Source organism: Agaribacter marinus (genome assembly GCF_030160655.1).
GTDB classification, from domain to species: Bacteria; Pseudomonadota; Gammaproteobacteria; order Enterobacterales; family Alteromonadaceae; genus Glaciecola; species Glaciecola marina.
In genome coordinates this window covers 22218-42599 of record NZ_BSOT01000011.1, presented here as the reverse complement: position 1 = coordinate 42599, position 20382 = coordinate 22218, and the positions used below count along the sequence as shown (strand labels likewise).

Genomic DNA, 20382 nt, shown 5'->3' with positions numbered 1-20382 from the left:
GTGTTCGTCTCCTAATTAAGCTGAAATACCAGTGATTTTCACTTCTGTGAACCACTGACGGTGTCCGGCTTGTTTGCGTGAATGCTTACGACGACGGAACTTTACAATTTTAATTTTATCACCACGACCATGAGTAACAACTTCTGCTGTTACTTTGCCGCCACTTACATACGGCGTGCCGATTTTAACGTCATCACCAGTGCTAACCATCAAGACATTATCGAAATCAACGGTCTCACCCGGAGCCACTTCGATTTTCTCTAGACGAACGGTTTGGCCTTCAGCCACACGGTGTTGTTTACCACCACTTTGGAAAACCGCGTACATATTATTCTCCGCTCTGCGCTCATAGCGCTCAATTCAAAAAACAGGGCGCGAATTGTACGTAAACTTTGACATACTCGCAAGTGCTAAATGGAGATATTTCACCATTATTTTGTAGTTTTTTTGTTCAAATAAATAAAACGGAATGAATCGTTGGGCAAAACTGGCTGAAAACGATGATTGATGTACAATAGCCCCACAATAAAAATGACATTATACATCTCCTGGAATGGACTTAGACAATATTCGCAAACTCTCCGACGCTGACATGTCAGCAGTCAATAAATTAATACAACAGCAAGTTGATTCAGATGTAGCACTTATCAATCAATTGGGTTTTTATATCGTAAACAGTGGAGGTAAACGTCTTCGCCCTTTATTAACGGTGCTTGCGGCAAGAGCGTTGAATATTCAAAGCGAGGAGCATTATACGCTTGCGGCAATCATTGAATTTATCCATACCGCAACACTGTTGCATGATGACGTAGTCGATGAATCGATGATGCGACGTGGCCGAGAAACCGCGAATGCAGTATTTGGTAATCAAGCCAGCGTACTAGTCGGCGATTTTTTATACTCTCGTGCATTTCAAATGATGGTAGATTTGAAACGCATGCGTGTGATGGAAGTACTATCCGACGCTACTAACAGAATTGCGCAAGGAGAAGTATTACAGTTAATGAATTGCAATGATCCCAATACAACGGAAGAAAGTTACTTGGAGGTCATATATAGCAAAACGGCTAGGTTGTTCGAAGCAGCTACACAACTTGCCGCGGTGTTAACTGACCAACGGCCTGAAGTTGAATCAGCAATGCAAAACTACGGTAAGCACCTAGGGACGGCCTTTCAGTTGATTGATGATGTCCTCGATTACACCGCCAGTGCGGATGATATGGGTAAACAAGCAGGCGATGACCTCGCTGAAGGGAAACCAACACTGCCGTTATTACATGCAATGTGGCACGCGTCAACTGAAGATACAGCGCTAATTCGTGGCGCAATCGAAAATGCTGACGGTATGGCCCATTTTGATAGAATCATTGGAATAATGAATACCACAGGCTCACTCGACTATACTAAAAACCTTGCGATAGCGGAGGCAAACAAAGCGAAAGAGGCAATTAAAATGCTGCCTGAATCTAATTATAAATCTGCACTAATCGGATTAGCTGACTTATCAGTTAATCGCGAAAGTTAGTCGCGCATTAGCGCTGTCGATTAACATGCAAGAGAATCAAACAGATGATGCAAGCAAGTTTGGTAGATGGATGCTATGGGCCGTATGGTTGCTGATTTTCGGTTTGCTTATCTATTTTTTCTCCGGCTTTATCGAACGAAAATATAATCCAAATCAGTCCCCCTCCTCTAGCACTAGCGGTGGCGTGACAGAAGTTATACTAAAGCAAAATAACATGGGGCACTATGTTACGAATGGATTCATTAATGGCGAACCAGTGACATTTTTGCTTGATACTGGTGCTACTTCGGTGACAGTAGGTGCTCACTTAGGTAAAAAATTAGGGCTTAGCGCTGGCCAACGCTTTAATGCACAGACTGCTAACGGCATTGTTACCGTTGCTAGCACCACAATAAACGAGCTACGCATTGGGGATATTCGTTTATTGGATGTGGAAGCAAACCTTAATCCAGGCATGAAGCAAAACGAAATTCTGTTAGGCATGAGCGCGCTAAAACGATTAGAGCTTGTTCAGCGAGGCGACACACTCATGATAAGATCTTACTGAATATAAGTTGCTGACAAAAGGCCGATTAAACTCACTACCAGTTATCTCGTGACATATTCTCGTTCTTCTCTGCATGTACAATTACATTGTCTTCAATCCGAACCCCACCGTAAGGCCTAAATTCATCGACGACATCCCAATTGATATATTTTGAATTTTCAGTGCTTTTTAATTCGGCTAACAAAGAGTCGATAAAATAAACACCCGGCTCAATCGTAAAAACTTGCCTTGCTTCAACCGTACGAGTACATCTTAAAAAAGGGTGTTCCGTTGGAGCCGGCTTAGGCGTACCTCGATCATTCGCAACATGCCCCGCAACATCATGCACTTGCAAACCCAACATATGGCCAACGCCATGAGGAAAAAAGGTACCTACAATTCCTTTGTCTAGTATCCCCTCTGGCGATAAATTTATTAGCTTAAAGTCATGTAGTATATTCGCAATGCCAACAAACGCTTGTTTATGAATGTCTACATACTCGATCCCTGGTATTAGCTTCCCGACAAGTTGCTGCGTTAAACTGTCAACAGCTACAATAAGTGCATTAAACTGATTATTTTCAGCACAGTAGGTTCGCGTAATATCTGCGGCGTAACCACTATAGGAAGCTCCAGCATCGATTAAAAATGAGCGGTGTATTTCAGGCGCAGTTTTATCTAGCACCATGTAATGAAGTATCGAGGCATTTTCATTCAAAGCGACAATATTGCCATAAGGCATTTGTTCTTCTGACTGAACGGCAGCACTCAAATAGGCCTGATTTATTTCAAATTCTGACTTACCTGATAAAAAGGCTCGCTCAGCCGCTTTGTGTGAGCGCACTGCAATTTTATTTGCTTCTCGCATACAGTTAAGCTCATAGTCAGTTTTAAAGGCCCTATGATAATGCATATAGTGCATAACACGATCTGGATTGACTAACGAAATGCCCAGTGCTTTTGCGACTTCTACGTGCTCACCTAAATAAGCATATTTACTTAAATCATACGGCAGATGTTTTTCTACCATATTGGCTTTTTTAAGATACGTAATATCAAAAAAGTCCGTCCAAAAAGCGTCTGGCACCTTAGGTACTTTGTGCCAAAAGTCCACTGGCAAATAAAAAATTAACTTTGGTTTATTTACACCATCAACAATCAACCAAGAATTGGGATTATCTACGACAGGTAGCCATGCTTTAAACTGAGGGCTTACTTTAAATGGGTAGGGGTTATCGTCTAAAAACTGATAGTGTAATTGTCCTGAATGAATAATGAGCCCATCAATTGCTTCTCTGCCGAGAGCCTCTCTCGCCCTATGTTGAAGCGTTTCAATATGCTGAGCATATTGTAACTCAATGGATGTTTGATTCATTTAGTCTCCTTCGTTGGAATATACGGTAAACAAGTAATATCTTGTATTAAGTTCTAGGGCTCACCTGCGATGTCACAAAGGCCTCAAAAACGCTAATTTCAGGTTCGCTTGCTACTAACTTTCCTTGATAAATTTGTTGGTAGGCCATCACTGCTTTTACATAGTTACGTGTTTCTTTATAGGGGATGAGTTCAACCCAAATATCGGCGTCAACAGCATCCTTTTCAGGTAACCACTTACGTACTTTATGCCAACCCGCATTGTATGACGCAGTCGCTAGTAAAGTATTATCGTCTAGTTTATTCATCAAGTAACGCAAATATTTGTTCCCTATTTTTGCGTTGAGCTTGGGGTTTAGTAACTCACGAGAGGTGACTCGACGTTTCTCTAAATATTTCGCCGTACTTGGCAAAATTTGCATCAAGCCTCGCGCGTTAGCAGAAGACACTGCATCCGGCATAAAACTGCTCTCTCGTCTTGCAATAGCTAAACTCCATTCAGGTTGAATATTGTTCTTTTTTGCTTCAGGTAGCAGCAAGTCCGCATACGCCAAAGGGAATCTTCTTTCTACATCATCTAATGAGCGCATCCTACCCAATGTAAAAATGGTTTGGTCATGCCATCCCCATTCAGAACTCACTACGGCTGCCGCCAATTTTTCAGAATCGCTTAACTTACGCTGCATACTCAGCCATTCTAAACGCGCTCTGTATTCTCGCTCGATTCTTCTCAATTCATATGCTCTTTTCGCCTCGCCTGAAGACAAAACCTTTACAACAAGCCTATCATCAACATCTATCGATTTATGCGCTAGGCTATGTGGTATACCCAATCGAGCGCTAGCTAAAAAACCATAATAATCACGATTTTCAGCCAGTTGTTTATATAGCGCTTTCGCATCGCCTTGCTTACCAATTTGCTCATATGCCCTTGCTAACCAATACTGGAACTGATTTTCATTGGTCAGCTGCGGTAAACTCTTTTCAATTAATAAAGAAATCTTGTACCAATTTTGCTGGCGTAGCAAGTAAGCAAGGTGCCAACGCATTGTTTCATCATCTGGTGCAATTTCGTTTGCTTTAATTAACCAGTCTTCAGCATGTTTATCTCTTTCAATGGCTAAGCTGACAGCAAATTTGTTACTAATAATTCCGAGCTGTTCAGCATTGAAAGTAAGCTTATTTTTAGCTTTTTCAAAGGTACGCAAAGCAAGTTTTGAGTCTCGCCAAATTAAACGTGACAAACCATATGTCATAACTTGAGCTTCAACCGCAGGATATTTTCCAGTAAATGCCTTTAGTTGTTTGACAAACGCCGGATTTCGTCGCGTTTTGTGCCATAAATCAGCCAAATATTGTTTGTCCTTTGGCAATAGAGTTTTTAAATAGGGGATTAAGGTATGCGCGCCACCTTCGGCAGACTTTTTAATTCTGTGAAGAACTAAGTCCTCTGTTAACTGCCCTGCTTTCATCCATATTTTGAATAGCGGGTCACAAGCTTTAGGCTGTGATTTACCCACATTCCACAACTCAGGCACCTGAGAAAACACTAAGGACTTGTCCTCCAGATCTTTATATTGATAGCGAAGGAAATGGCAGCGCATTTCAGCGTTAGTCGTTGAGCGATAAAACTCCTGAAACAATGACGAGCGATTACGTTTTAACAAGTATCTTAGCCAAGGCGTGCGCACCTGTTTACCTACAGGCGTGTTTTCATATTCATCTAAAAAAGCGCGAATCTGTTTGGTCTTTTTCAAACTCATCCGATGGTTTAATTTCTTAGCTTCTAAGTAAGGGACAAGCGGGTAATCACCCATTGTGGTAAGCGCTTTAAAAAATTCTTTGTCCGACATTTTCCAAACTTGCCGTTCCAAGCGGAGAAAATCTTCGCGTTGCTCTGCCCGTTGTGCAGAGTTCATCACAAAATCAATGTCTTTAGTTGATAAGTCATCAACTATTTTTGTATTAGTAACAGCCTCTTGGGCCGATATACCAAAACCTATCAACAAACTGACAACTAGGCATAAATAACGATAACAGTGTTCGCGAGTAAACAATTAAGCGTCCCTAGGTATTGAAAACCGGCTTTCTACGGCCATGCTTACAGTATTCCTAATTTAATGAATATATAGTTATAGATATAAAAAATACTCTGTTCTAGCTTGAATAACGTAATATTTGATACATCTTTTAAACAAATTTTTAAACAAAAGGTTCATGTCAACACTATTAAAAAGATTAACATAATTCCACTATCGGTAATGTTGGTCTAATCTTAATCAGATCTTTTCGATTTAAAGTGTCACAGGAGATATAAATGATGTATCAAGGCAAAAGTCTGTCAGTTGAGACAACAGACGACGGTATTGTGGAACTTGTGTTTGATGCACAAGGTTCGGTCAATAAGTTTGATAAACAGACAGTCGCCGAGTTAGATAGTGCCATAGCGTCTATCAATCAAGCAAGCGACATTAACGGTGTTTTAGTTCGTTCTAACAAAACGACGTTTATTGTTGGTGCAGATATCACAGAATTTACGGCACTATTTTCTATGCAAGACGCCGAAATACTCCATTGGGTCGAAAGCGCCTCTGCCGTATTCAACCGCTTTGAAGACATTTCTGTGCCTACAATTTCGGCAATTAACGGGTTTGCCTTAGGTGGTGGCTGCGAAATGGCGCTTGCAACCGATATACGCGTCGCTGACACCACAGCGAAACTAGGCTTACCAGAAGTAAAGCTTGGATTAATGCCGGGGTTTGGGGGCTCAGTGCGATTGCCAAGAATCATTGGTTCAGACAACGCATTGGAATGGATGACAACCGGCAGGGACCGCAGTGCAGAAAAAGCACTCAGAGAAGGCGCGATTGATGCAGTCGTTAACCCGGACGACTTACATCAGGCCACTCGACAAATGCTGCTTGACGCCATAGCAGGAAAACTAGACTGGCAAGCACGCAGAAAAGAAAAGACATCACCGTTATGCCTTAATGCAAACGAAGCCATGATGAGTTTTTCAACCGCTGCGGCCATGGTTGCTAGACAAGCAGGTAAGCATTACCCTGCCCCACATAAAATAGTGGAGAGTGTCCAGAATGCAGCTGCCTTAGCACGCGACGAGGCGCTATCAATTGAGAATAAGGGCTTTGTCAACCTTGCAAAAACAGATGCATGTAAAGCACAAGTAGGCATATTTTTAGCTGACCAACTTGTTAAATCAAAAGGTAAGGCATTAGCAAAGGCAGCAATTAAAAATGTTGAAAAGCATGCAGTACTAGGGGCAGGTATTATGGGAGGTGGAATCGCCTACCAAAGTGCAGTAAAGGGTGTTCCGACCATAATGAAGGACATCAACCAAGCAGCTTTAAACTTGGGACTATCTGAAGCAGCCAAGATCCTCGAAACAGGTATGCAACGTGGTAAAGTCGATGCAAAAAAAATGGCCTCCACACTCAACAATATTATCCCGACATTGGATATGAACGCGATATCAGATGCCGACTTGATCATTGAAGCAGTAGTAGAAAATCCTAAAGTTAAGGCATCCGTCTTAAAAGAGATTGAATCGACCGTAGCAGATGACGCAATTATTACCTCGAACACTTCTACTATCTCAATCAATCAACTTGCAAAATCACTAGAAGATCCCACTCGGTTTTGTGGTATGCATTTTTTTAACCCTGTACATAAAATGCCGTTAGTAGAAATAATTCGCGGTGACAACACTGATGACGCGACAATTTCGGCCGTTGTCGCGGCAACGCTGAAAATGGGAAAAACCCCCATTGTCGTCAATGATTGTCCCGGCTTTTTAGTCAACAGAGTGTTATTCCCTTACTTTGCTGGTTTCAGCAAACTACTATTGGACGGCGCAGATTTTAGTGCTATTGATAAGGTGATGGAAAAAGTATTCGGCTGGCCAATGGGACCCGCTTATTTGCTAGATGTCGTAGGTCTAGACACAGCCGATCATGCTGCGAGTGTTATGGCTGAAGGCATTCCCGAACGTATGCGGAAGATTGAAAATGATCCAATAACACTTTTATATACTAATGCGCGCCTCGGTCAGAAAAATGCTATGGGCTTTTACAATTATGGCGAAGATAAACGAGGCCGCCCAACAAAAGTGCCAGCGGAAGAGGCGCACGCCATACTCGCCAAACATGCGACTAAAGTAACCGAATTTACTGCTGATGACATCATTGCTCGCTTGATGATACCGATGGCGAATGAGGCTATTCGATGCTTAGAGGAAAATGTTGTTGGGAGCGCAGCAGAAGCTGACATGGCACTCCTTTACGGATTGGGCTTTCCGCCATTTAGAGGTGGGATTTTCCGGTATATAGAAACGATGGGCTTAGCTAATTTCGTCGCCTTAGCAGATAAGTATGTTCACCTTGGTCCAATTTATGAAATATCTTCTGGAGTGCGCGAAATGGCTGCTGCAGATAAATCTTACTTCGCGCAGCCATAAGGGAGAATTATTATGAAAGATGTAGTAATAGTAGATTGTGTTCGCACACCAATGGGTCGGTCGAAGGGTGGCGTATTTAGGCACGTCAGAGCTGAAGACTTATCAGCCCATCTAATGACGGCACTGCTAACAAGAAATCCGAATATTGATCCAGCAGACATCGAAGATATTATTTGGGGTTGCGTGCAGCAAACCAAAGAACAAGGTTTTAATGTCGCGCGAAACGCACAGTTATTGACTAGCATACCAAGAAGTACAGCGGCGGTGACAGTTAACAGACTATGCGGCTCTTCAATGCAAGCTTTGCATGATGCAGCATCGGGCATCATGACCGGACGCGGAGACATATACATGATTGGTGGAGTTGAGCATATGGGCCACGTACCAATGAATTACAATATTGATTTTCATCCCGCGCTAGCAAAATTCACCGCAAAAGCCTCTGGAAACATGGGTATGACCGCTGAGTTACTCGGCCGCCAAAATGGCATTACACGTGAAATGCAAGATGCATTTGGCGCACGTTCTCATCAAAGAGCCCATACTGCGATGCAAACTGGCGGATGGGCAAACGAAATCGCTCCAATTGAAGGTCATGACAATAACGGTTGCTTAACTCTAATTGAACACGATGAAGTTATTCGTCCAGACACTACACCAGAGACACTTTCTGGATTAAGGCCTGTGTTCGACCCAGTGAATGGTTCTGTCACAGCAGGTACGTCATCAGCAATATCTGATGGCGCAGCCGCAATGTTGATCATGTCTGCAGACAAGGCAAAAGCTCTCGGACTTAAACCACGCGCTAAAATTCGTGCCATGGCGGTTGCAGGATGTGATGCTGCGATAATGGGGTATGGGCCAGTACCAGCAACCAAAAAAGCGCTGAAACGTGCCGGTTTAAAGATGCAAGACATTGAATTTGCTGAATTCAATGAAGCGTTTGCTGCGCAAGCCTTGTCTTGCATTAAGCAATTGGGCTGGCTAAACGATTATGATAACAAAGTAAATTTAAAAGGGGGAGCCATTGCCTTAGGCCACCCTTTAGGATGCTCTGGCGCGCGAATATCAACAACCTTAATTAATGTGCTCGAAGACCAAGACGCAAGCATCGGGCTTGCTACAATGTGCATTGGTTTAGGCCAAGGGATAGCTACTATATTCGAACGGGTATAGTCACTATCTTGTATATTCAACGGTATATAAAACAAAAGCGCCAAATTGGCGCTTTTTATTCATCTGTATCAACTATCGTCTAGATAGGCTCAACATTTGCAGCCTGAAGACCTTTTTGACCATCTTCTACTTCAAATGACACACGTTGTCCTTCTGGTAAAGTTTTGTAACCTTCAGCGACAATTGCACGGTAATGTACAAAAACATCTTTTCCGCCGTTGTCTTGGGTTAAAAAACCATACCCTTTTTCAGGGTTAAACCATTTAACTGTGCCTGTAACTTTAGACATAAAAACCTCAAAATATAACTATAAATAGAATGCGCTTGCAGCCAGCGCTGGTGTTTTTGACAAGCGCGCTGCTGAGATTTTTACTTCTGAAGTACAGCTCGTGGACCACACATATTGACAACTAAATGAGGGGTTTAACACTTAAGATGTAGCAAACTTACAAACATGCTTTACCAAAAACATTTTTAGTGTAGCACAAATACTTGAAAGATCATGGCTTATTAAAAAAAAGTAGAACATTTTTTAACAAGCCATAAGCATCTATTTTTATTAAGTTTTTGTGAAAATATTTATGGGCGAAGTGCGCGGTCACCACGAGATAATCCACACACACCTGTACGAGCAGATTCAGTAATATCTGCACAATCAGCCATGACATCAGCAAAGGCGGTAAGCTTATCGCTTGTCCCGGTAATCTCCATCGTGTAATGCTGGGATGTGACATCCAAAACACGCGCTCTAAATATGTCAACGTTGCGCTTTACTTCAGCCCGCGCTACTTCAGTGCGTGTAGCCACTTTAATTAACATAAGCTCTCGTTCAACGTGCGCTGATCCCGTTAACTCTGTTACTCGTAACACATCAATCAGCTTATTGACCTGTTTTAATATTTGCTCTGCCACTTTGTCATCGGCTTCCGTAATAATAGTCAGTCTAGACAAACTCTTATCATTGGTAGGCGCAACACACAAAGAATCAACATTATATCCACGTTGCGAAAACACACCCATAATACGAGAAAGTGCCCCCGGAGCGTTCTCCATTAATACCGAAAAAATCCTTCTCATTAGGTACGCTCCGTCTTACTTAAACGCATATCATCCATCGCACCAAACTTGATTTGCATTGGATAAACATGTTCATTTTGGTCTACAGCAATGTCCATAAATACTAAACGGTCCTTTTCGGCGAAACAACGTTCCATAGCACCATCTAGCTCATCTAAGGTATCGACTTTAATGCCTACATGGCCATAGGCCTCTGCTAATTTAACAAAATCAGGCATGGACTCCATATAAGAACTACTATGACGCCCTTTATAAATCATATCCTGCCATTGCCTTACCATACCGAGGGCACGGTTATTCAAAGAAATAATTTTAACAGGCAAGTTATATTGAAGACACGTGGACAATTCTTGAATATTCATTTGGATACTACCATCACCCGTAACAACGACTGAACAAGCCTCAGGGTGAGCAAATTGAACACCCATTGCCGCAGGTAGGCCAAAGCCCATTGTGCCCAAACCACCGGAATTAATCCAGCGACGAGGTTTTGCAAACGGGTAATAGAGCGCAGCAAACATTTGATGCTGGCCAACATCAGAACTCACATAAGCGTCACCGTTTGTGTGTTTATATAAAGACTCGATAACCCTTTGTGGCTTAATTGTTGTATCGCCTTGATTGTATCTAAGGCATTGACGAGAGCGCCAATCGTTTATCTGCTCCCACCAGTCCGTTAACTTAGTGTCTTGGTCAGAAAAATCATGAGACGCCATCTCAGCCAGTATTTGGCGAACGACCTCATCGACAGACCCCACGACAGGAATATGTGCATTGATAGTCTTCGAAATTGACGCTGGGTCGATATCGACATGAATAATATCTGCGTGGGGGCAAAATTTGTCTACATTATTCGTTACGCGGTCATCAAACCTCGCACCTAAGGCAAGTATACAATCGGCATTGTGCATGGTCTTATTGGCTTCAAACGTCCCATGCATACCTAACATACCTAAAAATTGCTCATGCACTGAGGAAAAAGCACCTAAGCCCATTAAAGTAGACACAACGGGTGCATTTAACTTTTCAGCTAATTCGGTTACTAAGTCCGACGCGTCCGCGGCAATAGCACCACCGCCAATGTAAAGCACAGGTCTTTTCGCATTTTCAAGTGTACTAACGGTCTTCTTTATTTGTTTTCCATGCCCTTTCAACGTCGGATTGTATGAACGCATAGTGACATCAGTAGGAAATTCATAAAGATGCTCTTCCTGAACATTTACGATGTCTTTTGGTAGGTCAACAACCACCGGGCCAGGACGACCAGAGTTGGCGATATAGTATGCTTGCGCAATTGCTTTAGGAATATCTACCGCACGCTTAACTAAAAAGCTATGTTTAACCACAGGGCGAGAACAACCAACCATGTCTGTTTCTTGGAATGCATCTTCACCAATTAACTGCGTTGGTACCTGTCCAGAGAGCACTACCATAGGAATAGAATCCATATAGGCAGTAGCAATACCAGTCAGTGTATTAGTTGCCCCGGGGCCAGATGTAACGAGCACTGTACCGGTTTTACCGGTTGAACGAGCATAACCATCGGCCATATGGGCTGCCCCCTGCTCATGGCGAACGAGAATATGCTTTACATGCTCTTGAGCAAACAAGGCATCATAAATATCTAGTACAGCACCACCTGGGTAACCAAATAAATGCGTTACACCTACATCTTTTAACGCCTCTACAACCATAGCGGCGCCTGACATCATTTTCACTTGCGTGACTCCTCTGAAATAATCATTTCATTTTTATCGGACTATATCGAAAATCATGCAACGTAAAAACAAATTAAGACAAAAAAGTGAAATATTATTCCTTTAATATAGCTTTTTTAGGATAAACCTTTCGCTCAAGTATTTACCATTGCTATCCAAATGATGGATATCAACTAGCACCATAAAAAATCGGGCCGCAAGGGTACTCTGGAATGGCTTTTACTTCAAGTGCAATCATTGAGCTAATAAAGCATATTTAATGAGCGATTTGAATCATCAAAGAACTAATTACACATTAATGTTTTTGATCAAGCATCTAAGTCAAGACTGTCATCAGCATCAACTTCAATATCATCCTCGTTGGCAACACTTTTTGCAGAGCCATATATACTCGCGCATCTCGGTCGATTGATACGTTTTTGATACTTTAACCATGCGCGCTCTTGCACAGTTTTCGGGTCGCTATGGCCTAATGCTGACGATATGTACTGTTCGTCTTCAGCGTCGACAGGCGAATATTCACCATCAACAAGCGCCGCAAATAAACAACCATATTGCGCCAACGCTTTGCTTTCAGCGATAGAAAAGTCGCCAGAACGCGAAAATCCATAAGGGTAATTTTTTGGATCGCTAAATAAGCGAGTGTGGAGAGTTTTTTTAGTTAAACCAGACACAATAAGTTCGCCCCAATATATATTAAATCAACAACGGAATGCCTTGCTTAGAAAGCATTATTTACTCTCGAATATCGACACTGTCAACAAAATTTTTAGGGATATATATGTAAATTGAAAAACTTAATATAACTGTAATAGAATTGATAACTAAATTGGTACAAGCACACACTTGGACACCTATGCTCAAGCAGCCTACTTCGCCCTAGTAATCCATGCCCAATTCATTTCACAAATGATAGGTTCTTGACCGCTCTCGTCTGTCACTTTAACTGCAACCATAACGTCGCCTTTTTCTTCGTTTTGCATCTTATGAATTTGTTCATCACTTAACCACGCTTCGGCTTGCATATCACCTTGTGACCGTTTTACATACTTTAGATTCATTGACTTTATCAAGGGTAACTTGTCACCAGGTAAATTCACACCGACCACAAAGCCCGTTGCCGACTCAGCCAATAGAGCCATTGCCGCAGCGTGAATACCACCAATATGATTCTGGACTTTAGTCCGATTTTTTTGAAAAAATACGACGCGTTTTAAATCAGTTTCGAGAATAGTTACGCCCGCAGTCCCGACCAACTTAACTTTGAAACGAAACATGAAAGTCAATAAGCGCAGAGCAATAAAGTCAGGATACGAAAGTGCTTTTTCTGCGAATTTTCTTAGCGGATTTGTTTTAGCCATATCATGTCCAAATAATCTGGTCAGATGTCTAAGATAACATGGCAATAGAAAAGAAACATAGATTTGCAGTGTAATTATTTTACTTCAGCTCATTTGCGCAAAGCATACTTGAAAGTAATTAAATAGGCGGACTAAGAGATTTTTGAATAAAACTTGGAGCGGGAAACGAGACTCGAACTCGCGACCCCAACCTTGGCAAGGTTGTGCTCTACCAACTGAGCTATTCCCGCGTATTTTGGTGTAGTTAGCGTTTGCAAACACTGAGTATGCCAAACTTGGCAATCACTTCGTGACGAGATATGCACTATACCAACTGAGCTATTCCCGCAAACTGGAGGCGCATTATAGAAAAATTTTGAATCGTTGCAAGCCAATTTTTAAAATAATTTATTAATTGAGCATTTTTTCAACGACATAGCTAAATTTATCTGTGCCGGAATCAAATTTCCTTTATCGATGCCGATAAAAAGTATGAGAGGTATATCCGTATCGGATATTGAGGGAATTTAGTGAAATACAAAATACTATTAGTTGAACATGACGCAGCAAGCTTGCGCGTGCTAAAGCGTATCATCGGTAAAATAAATCTCGATGTCGTGGTAGCCACGTCACTCACAGAAGCTAAACTCATTTTTGAAAGCTCCACACCAGAATCATTTTTGTGTGCAGTAGTTGATTACTCGCTACCCGATGCACTGCATGGCGAAGCGATAGACTTTGCAATTGCGTCTTTTATACCTGTTATCGTACTGACAAGCCTACCCGACGATGATGTCAGAAAACGCATTTTGTCGAAGGCAGTTGTAGATTACATCCCAAAACAAAACCGACAAGTTTTTGAGTACTTAAGTCGTTTGTTAACCCGACTTGAGAAAAACAAAAAAGTGGGGGTGTTGGTTGTTGGAAAACGCCCATCATCGCGCAACAAAGTTTGTGAGCTACTCAATAGACATAACTTCGAAACTTTTCAAGCCAATAACACCCATGATGCCATCGAAACGCTGTATGAGAATAACCTTATTAAACTGGTAATCACCGAAAACGAACTAAAAGATGAAACAGGTATTGAGCTAGTCGCGGCCATCAGAAAAGAATTTTCAAAAGAAGAAGTCAGCATTATTGGTACGTCAAATTTGCGCCAACCTGCGTTATTAGCTAAGTTTATCAAAAGTGGTGCCAATGACTATTTACGGGAGCCATATTGCCACGAAGAGTTTTTTTGCCGCGTCGTCCAAAATATTGAACATATTGAACAAATAGATGTTATTCGCAAAACGGCAAACACAGACTATTTAACTGGCTTGCCAAACAGACGTCATTTCTTCGAAGAAGTTTCGTCAAGTATCAAGCGCGGTTTAGACTCCATGTGCTTAGCACTGATGGACCTCGATCATTTCAAACAAATTAATGATACCCATGGCCACGATTGTGGCGATGTTGTGCTTAAGGAAGTGTCGAAATTAATGAAAAAGCACTTTGCCGCGTTCCCAATGTCTCGCTTCGGAGGTGAGGAGTTTTGCGTGTTTTTTCCCAATATGGGAAAGGAGCAAGCAATTCAAACTATCGATGCGTTTAGACTAAAAGTGGCAGATAAAAAAATTAGACGAAAAAGACAAACAATCTCATGCACTGTAAGCATTGGTTTAACAGCGCTAAACGCCGACAAAATTGAACTCATGCTTAGCCAGGCTGATGAGTGTCTATATAAAGCAAAATCCCGAGGTCGAAATCAAATAGTCTCCACGTAAATGAAAACATTTTTAATAAGACAGTAAAAAGCGCCAAAAAAAAAAGCGAGCAGACATACGTCGCTCGCTTTTTATAGTATTCAATTTTCACATGTTTACTTTGTTAAAAATAAATGTGCGTTTGCAAAAACATAAGCTCATTGGTCCGGCTAGGTTGCTGCGGAATGCCTTCAGAAGATCGAACACCTGCTCTCAATTGCAACATCGAGATTGGCGCATATTCTACAACCAATGAATAACGCGTTTCCTGATTGTTAGAAAAACTCCTATCCGGGTCGTAGTACTCTCCTGTAACTTTAATGTTCAAGCCTTTTTGCAATTGATAATTTGCTTCGATTAAACTGACAAGCTCTTCTTTATCAGGCCCAAACGCTTGTTCGGTTTCAATAAGGTTCGCCTCAGTCAAAAACACCCAATTTCCTACTGTTAACCCGCCATATAAATTGTAGTAACGCTGTTCATTTTCTTCTGCACCATTGACAACCAGTGTTCCTCCCACTCTAAAATTGTTAAATAGTTTCTCGGCTTTTGCACCAAATAAAAATTTGTCATCGTTATTAGAGACGGCACTAGTTCCATTGGTGATAAAGAAGTTAACAGACGCTTTATCATACTCGAGCCCCAGTTCAACGCCGTTGTCACTGCTATCAAAATTGAAACCCGTCACTTGGCGGACGAATGAGCTATCGTCTTCAAGACGTAAACCATATGGCACATACATCTTACCGGCTTTTACGTAATGATTACCCGAATAATTGTATAGCAAAAATGCTTCTCGATTGACTGCGGCACCTGGTGCAACTTGTTGATCTAAATAGAGTGTGAATTTTGAATTTTTGGGCGTCAATGCGACGTAAACTTGCGCAGATTCAACTCTAAAGGTAGATGAATCCTCACCAGCATCGTTTTGAGTGGCTTGCGCGTTATAACGAAAATTGCCACCTACTTTCAAATAATCAGTAATTTCACCAATATCAGCGGCAGCGATATCCGATATTTCAGCAGGCAATTGAGTATGCCCAAATAAATTACCGAATTTTGTTCTCATGCCGCCACCAATAGGATTAACATGGCATGCACTGCACTTCGCGTTAGTCTTAACTGCTAGATATGGTTCTGCCTGCACTGCACTGACAGCCAATAGTAGTCCCCAAATCAATATGAGCTTTATTACGGGGACGCTGAATACATTATTTAAGTATTTCATAAGTAAAGACCCCCCCTTCATTCCCATCCATATCGCCGTCTAAGACAAACCCGTGCTTATCAATAATTGTAGACGTTAGTGGTTCGTTCAACACTAAAGCTATTCCTGTTAACGCCGGGTCTAACCCGCTAATATTAATGTTTAGCGTTTTTTCATCCGACCACTGAATATTTGTCGTGGCTGATATCAACTCATTGTTCGTTGTAGAAAATACTTGAACATCATTTGCCGATAGAGTATCTGACGACATTTCATTGCTAAACGCTAGCGCGACACTGACAGTATCCGCGGTTACAGACATTGTATTTGCGACAACAGTCACCTGCGAGCTGTCTATTGGTGCCCCATTATTTATCCAATCTTTTATTGTATTTTGCGTCTCTTGGTCTAGTGGCGCTTCTCCCAGCGGCATTTGATTGCCCGCAATCGGCGCACCTGAAATCTTTAAGTACAAAAAACTATTTTCAGCGTCACCCGGCAATACACGTTTGAAACTTGAATTCGTCGCAGAATCGACATTTATCAAATTGCTTTGAGAAGTGGCAAGGTCATCCATTGCAAGTCCAAGCGGGGCATTGCCACCGGCATGACATTGAGTGCATCGAGGAACAAGGACTTTTTCTTGAATCGACGCTAAATTTGCTTGTAGGCTATCTTCATCGGGGGGTTCCGGTTGAGACGGAGGATCGGGTAAACTTAAATCCACCGGCTGTCCGTCATCATTTAAACCCGTGCCATCCCCGGCATTACAACCTTGCAGAAATGTCCCCATAGAACATGCAACTAATATTGGTATGAAGCGCTTCATACGTCTCTCCTAAGTAGTAATAGATCATAAATAAATCCATAGTAAAATGAGAGCAATACAACTGACATGTCTCATTCACCTAGCAGTACGCATGTTGCGTCATAAAAGTTGCAGCACGTTCACTTATTTATTAAAAAGTCATCACGAAACCACAAATAGATGCAAATATACAATAAGCTCTTATATTGTTAACGACTCGGAAAAACTAGCGCTCCGCTAGTGTATTCTTGGCCAAATGTAGCACGCGCAATGGCTACCTGAGAAATTGCAGATTCAAATAAAGCAATAGAAAGATCTGATAGAGGATGAATGAAAACCGACCACATAATACCATCTGATACGGCATATCTTGCATCTAGAGCAGAATGGTAGTTAGCTTCCAAGGATTGTAACAGTACATCATTACTTAATTTATTCATTTCAATTATAGGTGAGACTAAACGCATTCTGTCGGCATTTTTATCAAAAATCACCGCCATATTCATACCTTTGAAATTAAATTCGATCAAATTCCCTTGCGCTTTAATTCCGTCAGCACCTACACTTACAATCTTTTCTTGCATTTGCTGGGGCGTAATGGCTTGCGCGCTACTTATGCTCAAACCGACTAAGAAAATCACGAAAAAAGATGATGTGATTAGACTAGCATCAACACATTGGCGGAACATTAATTTGAAAAAATGAAGCATTTTCATCCCTGAATAAAAATTAAATGGTGTAAATTAAGTAGACCTAAGAACAAGCAATTATATTTCAGCGCATTAATTCCACTATATTTTGAAAATAGTTTTTCGATAGTACTTCAGTTCCTCAATGGACTCTTTAATATCATCTAACGCCAAATGCACACCTTTCTTCTTAAAACCTTCAGCAATGTCAGGCTGCCAGCGCTTCACTAATTCCTTGATACTGCTTACGTCGATGTTTCTGTAGTGAAAATATGCGTCTAACTCCGGCATATATTTAACTAAAAAACGCCTGTCCTGCCCTATGCTATTGCCACACAATGGCGACTTACCTGCAGGTACGTACTTTTCAAGAAATTCTATTGTTTCTTGCGTCGCAGTATCAACATCATAGTGACTGTCTTTGCATCGTTGTGTTAACCCGGATGCGCCATGCGTCGTCGTACACCATTCGTCCATCGCATTCAAAATCGCATCAGATTGATGTACCGCAATAACAGGCCCTTGGGCTACGATGTTTAAATCCTTATCTGTTACAATACTGGCTATTTCAAGCACAAAACAGGTGTCCGGATCTAAACCTGTCATTTCCATGTCAATCCAAACTAAGTGCTGTTCATCTACTGTCATTTATCACCTAATCACTTCTAGTTGTGCAACTGCAAAGCAAAAAATGTATCATGCATCCATAAGATCGCCAACTTTGATTAAGGCCTGTGGCAAAAAAACCTAAATTATCCAAAAATCAAAAACGTCGAGTACAGCAAAATCGACACAAGCGTATTGCCAATCAAAATGAACAGACACTTGATAATTTAGGCGAGCAAATCGGCGGCCGGGTCATTAGTCGATTTGGCAAACACGCTATAGTCGAATCAACAGATGAAAAGAAACAAGTACACAACTGCTTTATTCGACGCACAGTTGAATCAGTAGTATGTGGCGATCAAGTACTGTTTAGACCAAGTATATCCAATGAAGAGCGTGATCGCGGCATCATAGAAGCGGTGTTAGATAGAAAATCGGTTCTCACAAGACCAGATTACTATGATGGCGTAAAACCAATTGCTGCAAATATTGACCAAATCATGGTCGTTAGTTCTATCTTACCCGCATTTTCTAGTCATATTATCGATAGATACCTCGTTGCTTGTGAACAAGCAAAAATTGAACCCATCATTTTAGTAAATAAAATCGAACTCCTCGACGAAAAAGAGCTATGTAAATTAGATAAGCAACTCGATATATATAGGCACTTAGGCTATAAGGTATTTTTAGTCAGCTGCAAAACCCACATTGGCATTTCGTCTTTTGTGGATGAGCTCAGCGATAAAGTCAGTGTATTTGTTGGGCAAAGTGGCGTCGGAAAATCGAGCCTAGTCAATCAATTGCTACCCGACGCGAAAGAGCAAGTCGGTGATGTGTCTGAAAACTCAGGACTCGGCCAACACACGACAACCGCAGCTAAGCTACTGCACTTCAGCAATGGAGGAGAGCTAATTGACTCTCCGGGTGTAAGAGAATTTGGACTCTGGCATTTATCAAAAGAGGAAGTAACTACCGGTTTTATCGAGTTTCGACGGTATTTAGGTGGCTGTAAATTCAGTGATTGCTCACACAAAAGTGATCCCGGTTGCCTTATTACAGACGCCGTAAATACTGGGGATATCGAAGAATCCCGGTATCAAAGTTACTTAAAGATCATAGAGACGCTGGATACGCAACGCCCTTCTTATGCCAAATCATAAGCACTCATAATCCTTTTGTTGGTACAAAAAACGATTCTGTCAGATACAATCAAGTTGGATTAATTATGGAGCAAGTGCGTGATAGACTGGATAAAAGTCCGTACTCAATATATTTTACCTAAACACTTAATTTCTCGTTTTCTCGGATTTATTGCGGAAAAAGAATTGGGGGTTATTACTCAAAGCTTAATAAAGTTATTTATTAAGGCGTTCAATATTAATATGCAGGAGGCGCAACTTGAGTCTCCATCAGACTATAAAACCTTTAATGCATTTTTTACCCGTCCGCTTAAAGAAGGTATTCGACCTATTGATGAAAATGCAAATGCACTGTGCCACCCAGTCGATGGCGCAGTAAGTCAATTTGGTGATATTAAGGGTGATAGCATATTTCAGGCTAAAGGGCATGAATACAGCTTGACCACGCTATTAGGCGGAAAGCCAGAAATAGCTGAAACGTTCAAAGATGGTAAGTTTGCTACGATTTATCTTGCACCTAGTGACTATCATCGAATTCACATGCCAATAGACGGCAAACTCACAGATACACTTCATGTTCCAGGTGAATTATTTTCGGTCAACCCGCTGACGGCGCAGAATGTTCCGAGTTTGTTTGCTAGAAATGAACGCGTAGTTGCGTTGTTCGATACTACCGTCGGAAAAGTCGCAATGGTGTTAGTAGGTGCCACAGTAGTCGCAAGCATAGAGACTGTTTGGCAAGGTACTGTGAGTCCTCCGGCGGGTAAATATGTGCAACATTGGCAGCACGACAAAGAAGAGATTACCTTGAGTAAAGGTGATGAAATGGGCCGGTTCAAACTAGGCTCAACCGTTATCCTTTGCTTTGAAAACGAGCGTATTGATTTTACAGAAATTTCAGCTGGTATGGTTACCCGTTTGGGTAAAGAACTCGCGATTGCAATAAAGCATCAATAAGGGTTCGTTATCAATATT

General features: G+C 41.6%; 19 protein-coding genes and 1 tRNA gene. 7 read left to right on the top strand and 13 right to left on the bottom strand.

All coding sequences use genetic code 11. The annotated features are described in order from the left end of the window. Positions 1–15: 15 nt before the first annotated feature. The gene (gene rplU, locus QQK00_RS17410) at positions 16–327 is read right to left on the bottom strand and encodes a 50S ribosomal protein L21 (protein WP_284218957.1); all 312 of its coding nucleotides are present in this window, start codon (positions 325–327) and stop codon (positions 16–18) included. A 226-nt stretch (positions 328–553) separates the two neighbouring features. On the opposite strand from rplU, the gene ispB reads away from it, so the two are divergent. After that, positions 554–1525: an octaprenyl diphosphate synthase gene (gene ispB / locus QQK00_RS17405; protein WP_284218956.1), complete on the top strand. Its 972-nt coding sequence runs from the start codon at positions 554–556 to the stop codon at positions 1523–1525. A gap of 25 nt (positions 1526–1550) precedes the next feature. After that, the gene (locus tag QQK00_RS17400; protein WP_284218955.1) at positions 1551–2072 is read left to right on the top strand and encodes a retropepsin-like aspartic protease family protein; all 522 of its coding nucleotides are present in this window, start codon (positions 1551–1553) and stop codon (positions 2070–2072) included. A gap of 34 nt (positions 2073–2106) precedes the next feature. Here the strand turns inward: QQK00_RS17400 and pepQ are convergent, their stop codons facing one another. Both pepQ and QQK00_RS17390 read right to left on the bottom strand, forming a co-directional pair. Continuing rightward, complete coding sequence (gene pepQ, locus QQK00_RS17395) at positions 2107–3426, bottom strand: Xaa-Pro dipeptidase (protein WP_284218954.1); 1320 nt, start codon at positions 3424–3426, stop codon at positions 2107–2109. A gap of 46 nt (positions 3427–3472) precedes the next feature. Next, complete coding sequence (locus QQK00_RS17390) at positions 3473–5482, bottom strand: transglycosylase SLT domain-containing protein (RefSeq protein WP_284218953.1); 2010 nt, start codon at positions 5480–5482, stop codon at positions 3473–3475. A gap of 260 nt (positions 5483–5742) precedes the next feature. Between QQK00_RS17390 and fadB the strand changes: the two genes are divergently transcribed. Beyond that, positions 5743–7899, top strand: coding sequence for a fatty acid oxidation complex subunit alpha FadB (fadB, locus tag QQK00_RS17385; protein WP_284218952.1), 2157 nt, complete (start codon positions 5743–5745; stop codon positions 7897–7899). A 12-nt stretch (positions 7900–7911) separates the two neighbouring features. Further along, on the top strand, positions 7912–9075 hold the full coding sequence (gene fadA / locus QQK00_RS17380) for an acetyl-CoA C-acyltransferase FadA (protein WP_284218951.1): 1164 nt from the start codon (positions 7912–7914) through the stop codon (positions 9073–9075). Positions 9076–9154: 79 nt separating this feature from the next. Here the strand turns inward: fadA and cspE are convergent, their stop codons facing one another. The 6 genes from cspE to QQK00_RS17350 all read right to left on the bottom strand — a co-directional run bounded on the left by cspE (position 9155) and on the right by QQK00_RS17350 (position 13461). Further along, entirely contained in the window at positions 9155–9364 is a 210-nt protein-coding gene (cspE, locus tag QQK00_RS17375) for a transcription antiterminator/RNA stability regulator CspE (RefSeq protein ID WP_284218950.1), read from the bottom strand. A gap of 290 nt (positions 9365–9654) precedes the next feature. Then, positions 9655–10152 (bottom strand): acetolactate synthase small subunit, encoded by a 498-nt coding sequence (gene ilvN / locus QQK00_RS17370; RefSeq protein WP_284218949.1) that lies wholly within the window; start codon positions 10150–10152, stop codon positions 9655–9657. Beyond that, the gene (locus QQK00_RS17365; RefSeq protein WP_284218948.1) at positions 10152–11870 is read right to left on the bottom strand and encodes an acetolactate synthase 3 large subunit; all 1719 of its coding nucleotides are present in this window, start codon (positions 11868–11870) and stop codon (positions 10152–10154) included. Before QQK00_RS17365 ends, ilvN begins: the two co-directional genes overlap by 1 nt. Positions 11871–12178: 308 nt before the next feature. After that, on the bottom strand, positions 12179–12544 hold the full coding sequence (locus QQK00_RS17360) for a MaoP family protein (RefSeq protein WP_284218947.1): 366 nt from the start codon (positions 12542–12544) through the stop codon (positions 12179–12181). A 195-nt stretch (positions 12545–12739) separates the two neighbouring features. After that, positions 12740–13231, bottom strand: coding sequence for a DUF4442 domain-containing protein (locus QQK00_RS17355; RefSeq protein ID WP_284218946.1), 492 nt, complete (start codon positions 13229–13231; stop codon positions 12740–12742). A 154-nt stretch (positions 13232–13385) separates the two neighbouring features. Then, positions 13386–13461 (bottom strand) — tRNA-Gly (locus QQK00_RS17350). Between the two features lie 279 nt (positions 13462–13740). Here QQK00_RS17350 and QQK00_RS17345 point away from each other — a divergent pair. Continuing rightward, complete coding sequence (locus QQK00_RS17345) at positions 13741–14979, top strand: GGDEF domain-containing response regulator (protein ID WP_284218945.1); 1239 nt, start codon at positions 13741–13743, stop codon at positions 14977–14979. 103 nt (positions 14980–15082) lie between these two features. Here the strand turns inward: QQK00_RS17345 and QQK00_RS17340 are convergent, their stop codons facing one another. From QQK00_RS17340 to orn, 4 genes are all read right to left on the bottom strand, one after another. Then, a complete protein-coding gene (locus QQK00_RS17340; protein WP_284218944.1) occupies positions 15083–16186 on the bottom strand; it encodes a hypothetical protein in 1104 nt (367 codons plus the stop codon). Then, on the bottom strand, positions 16170–16994 hold the full coding sequence (locus QQK00_RS17335; protein ID WP_284218943.1) for a hypothetical protein: 825 nt from the start codon (positions 16992–16994) through the stop codon (positions 16170–16172). Before QQK00_RS17335 ends, QQK00_RS17340 begins: the two co-directional genes overlap by 17 nt. A 188-nt stretch (positions 16995–17182) precedes the next feature. Then, positions 17183–17683 (bottom strand): hypothetical protein, encoded by a 501-nt coding sequence (locus tag QQK00_RS17330; protein WP_284218942.1) that lies wholly within the window; start codon positions 17681–17683, stop codon positions 17183–17185. 81 nt (positions 17684–17764) lie between these two features. Next, positions 17765–18310, bottom strand: a complete 546-nt coding sequence (orn, locus tag QQK00_RS17325; protein WP_284218941.1) for an oligoribonuclease — start codon at positions 18308–18310, stop codon at positions 17765–17767. 86 nt (positions 18311–18396) lie between these two features. Between orn and rsgA the strand changes: the two genes are divergently transcribed. Then, the gene (rsgA, locus tag QQK00_RS17320) at positions 18397–19428 is read left to right on the top strand and encodes a small ribosomal subunit biogenesis GTPase RsgA (RefSeq protein WP_284218940.1); all 1032 of its coding nucleotides are present in this window, start codon (positions 18397–18399) and stop codon (positions 19426–19428) included. Between the two features lie 78 nt (positions 19429–19506). Further along, complete coding sequence (asd, locus tag QQK00_RS17315; protein ID WP_284218939.1) at positions 19507–20364, top strand: archaetidylserine decarboxylase; 858 nt, start codon at positions 19507–19509, stop codon at positions 20362–20364. Positions 20365–20382: the final 18 nt, after the last annotated feature.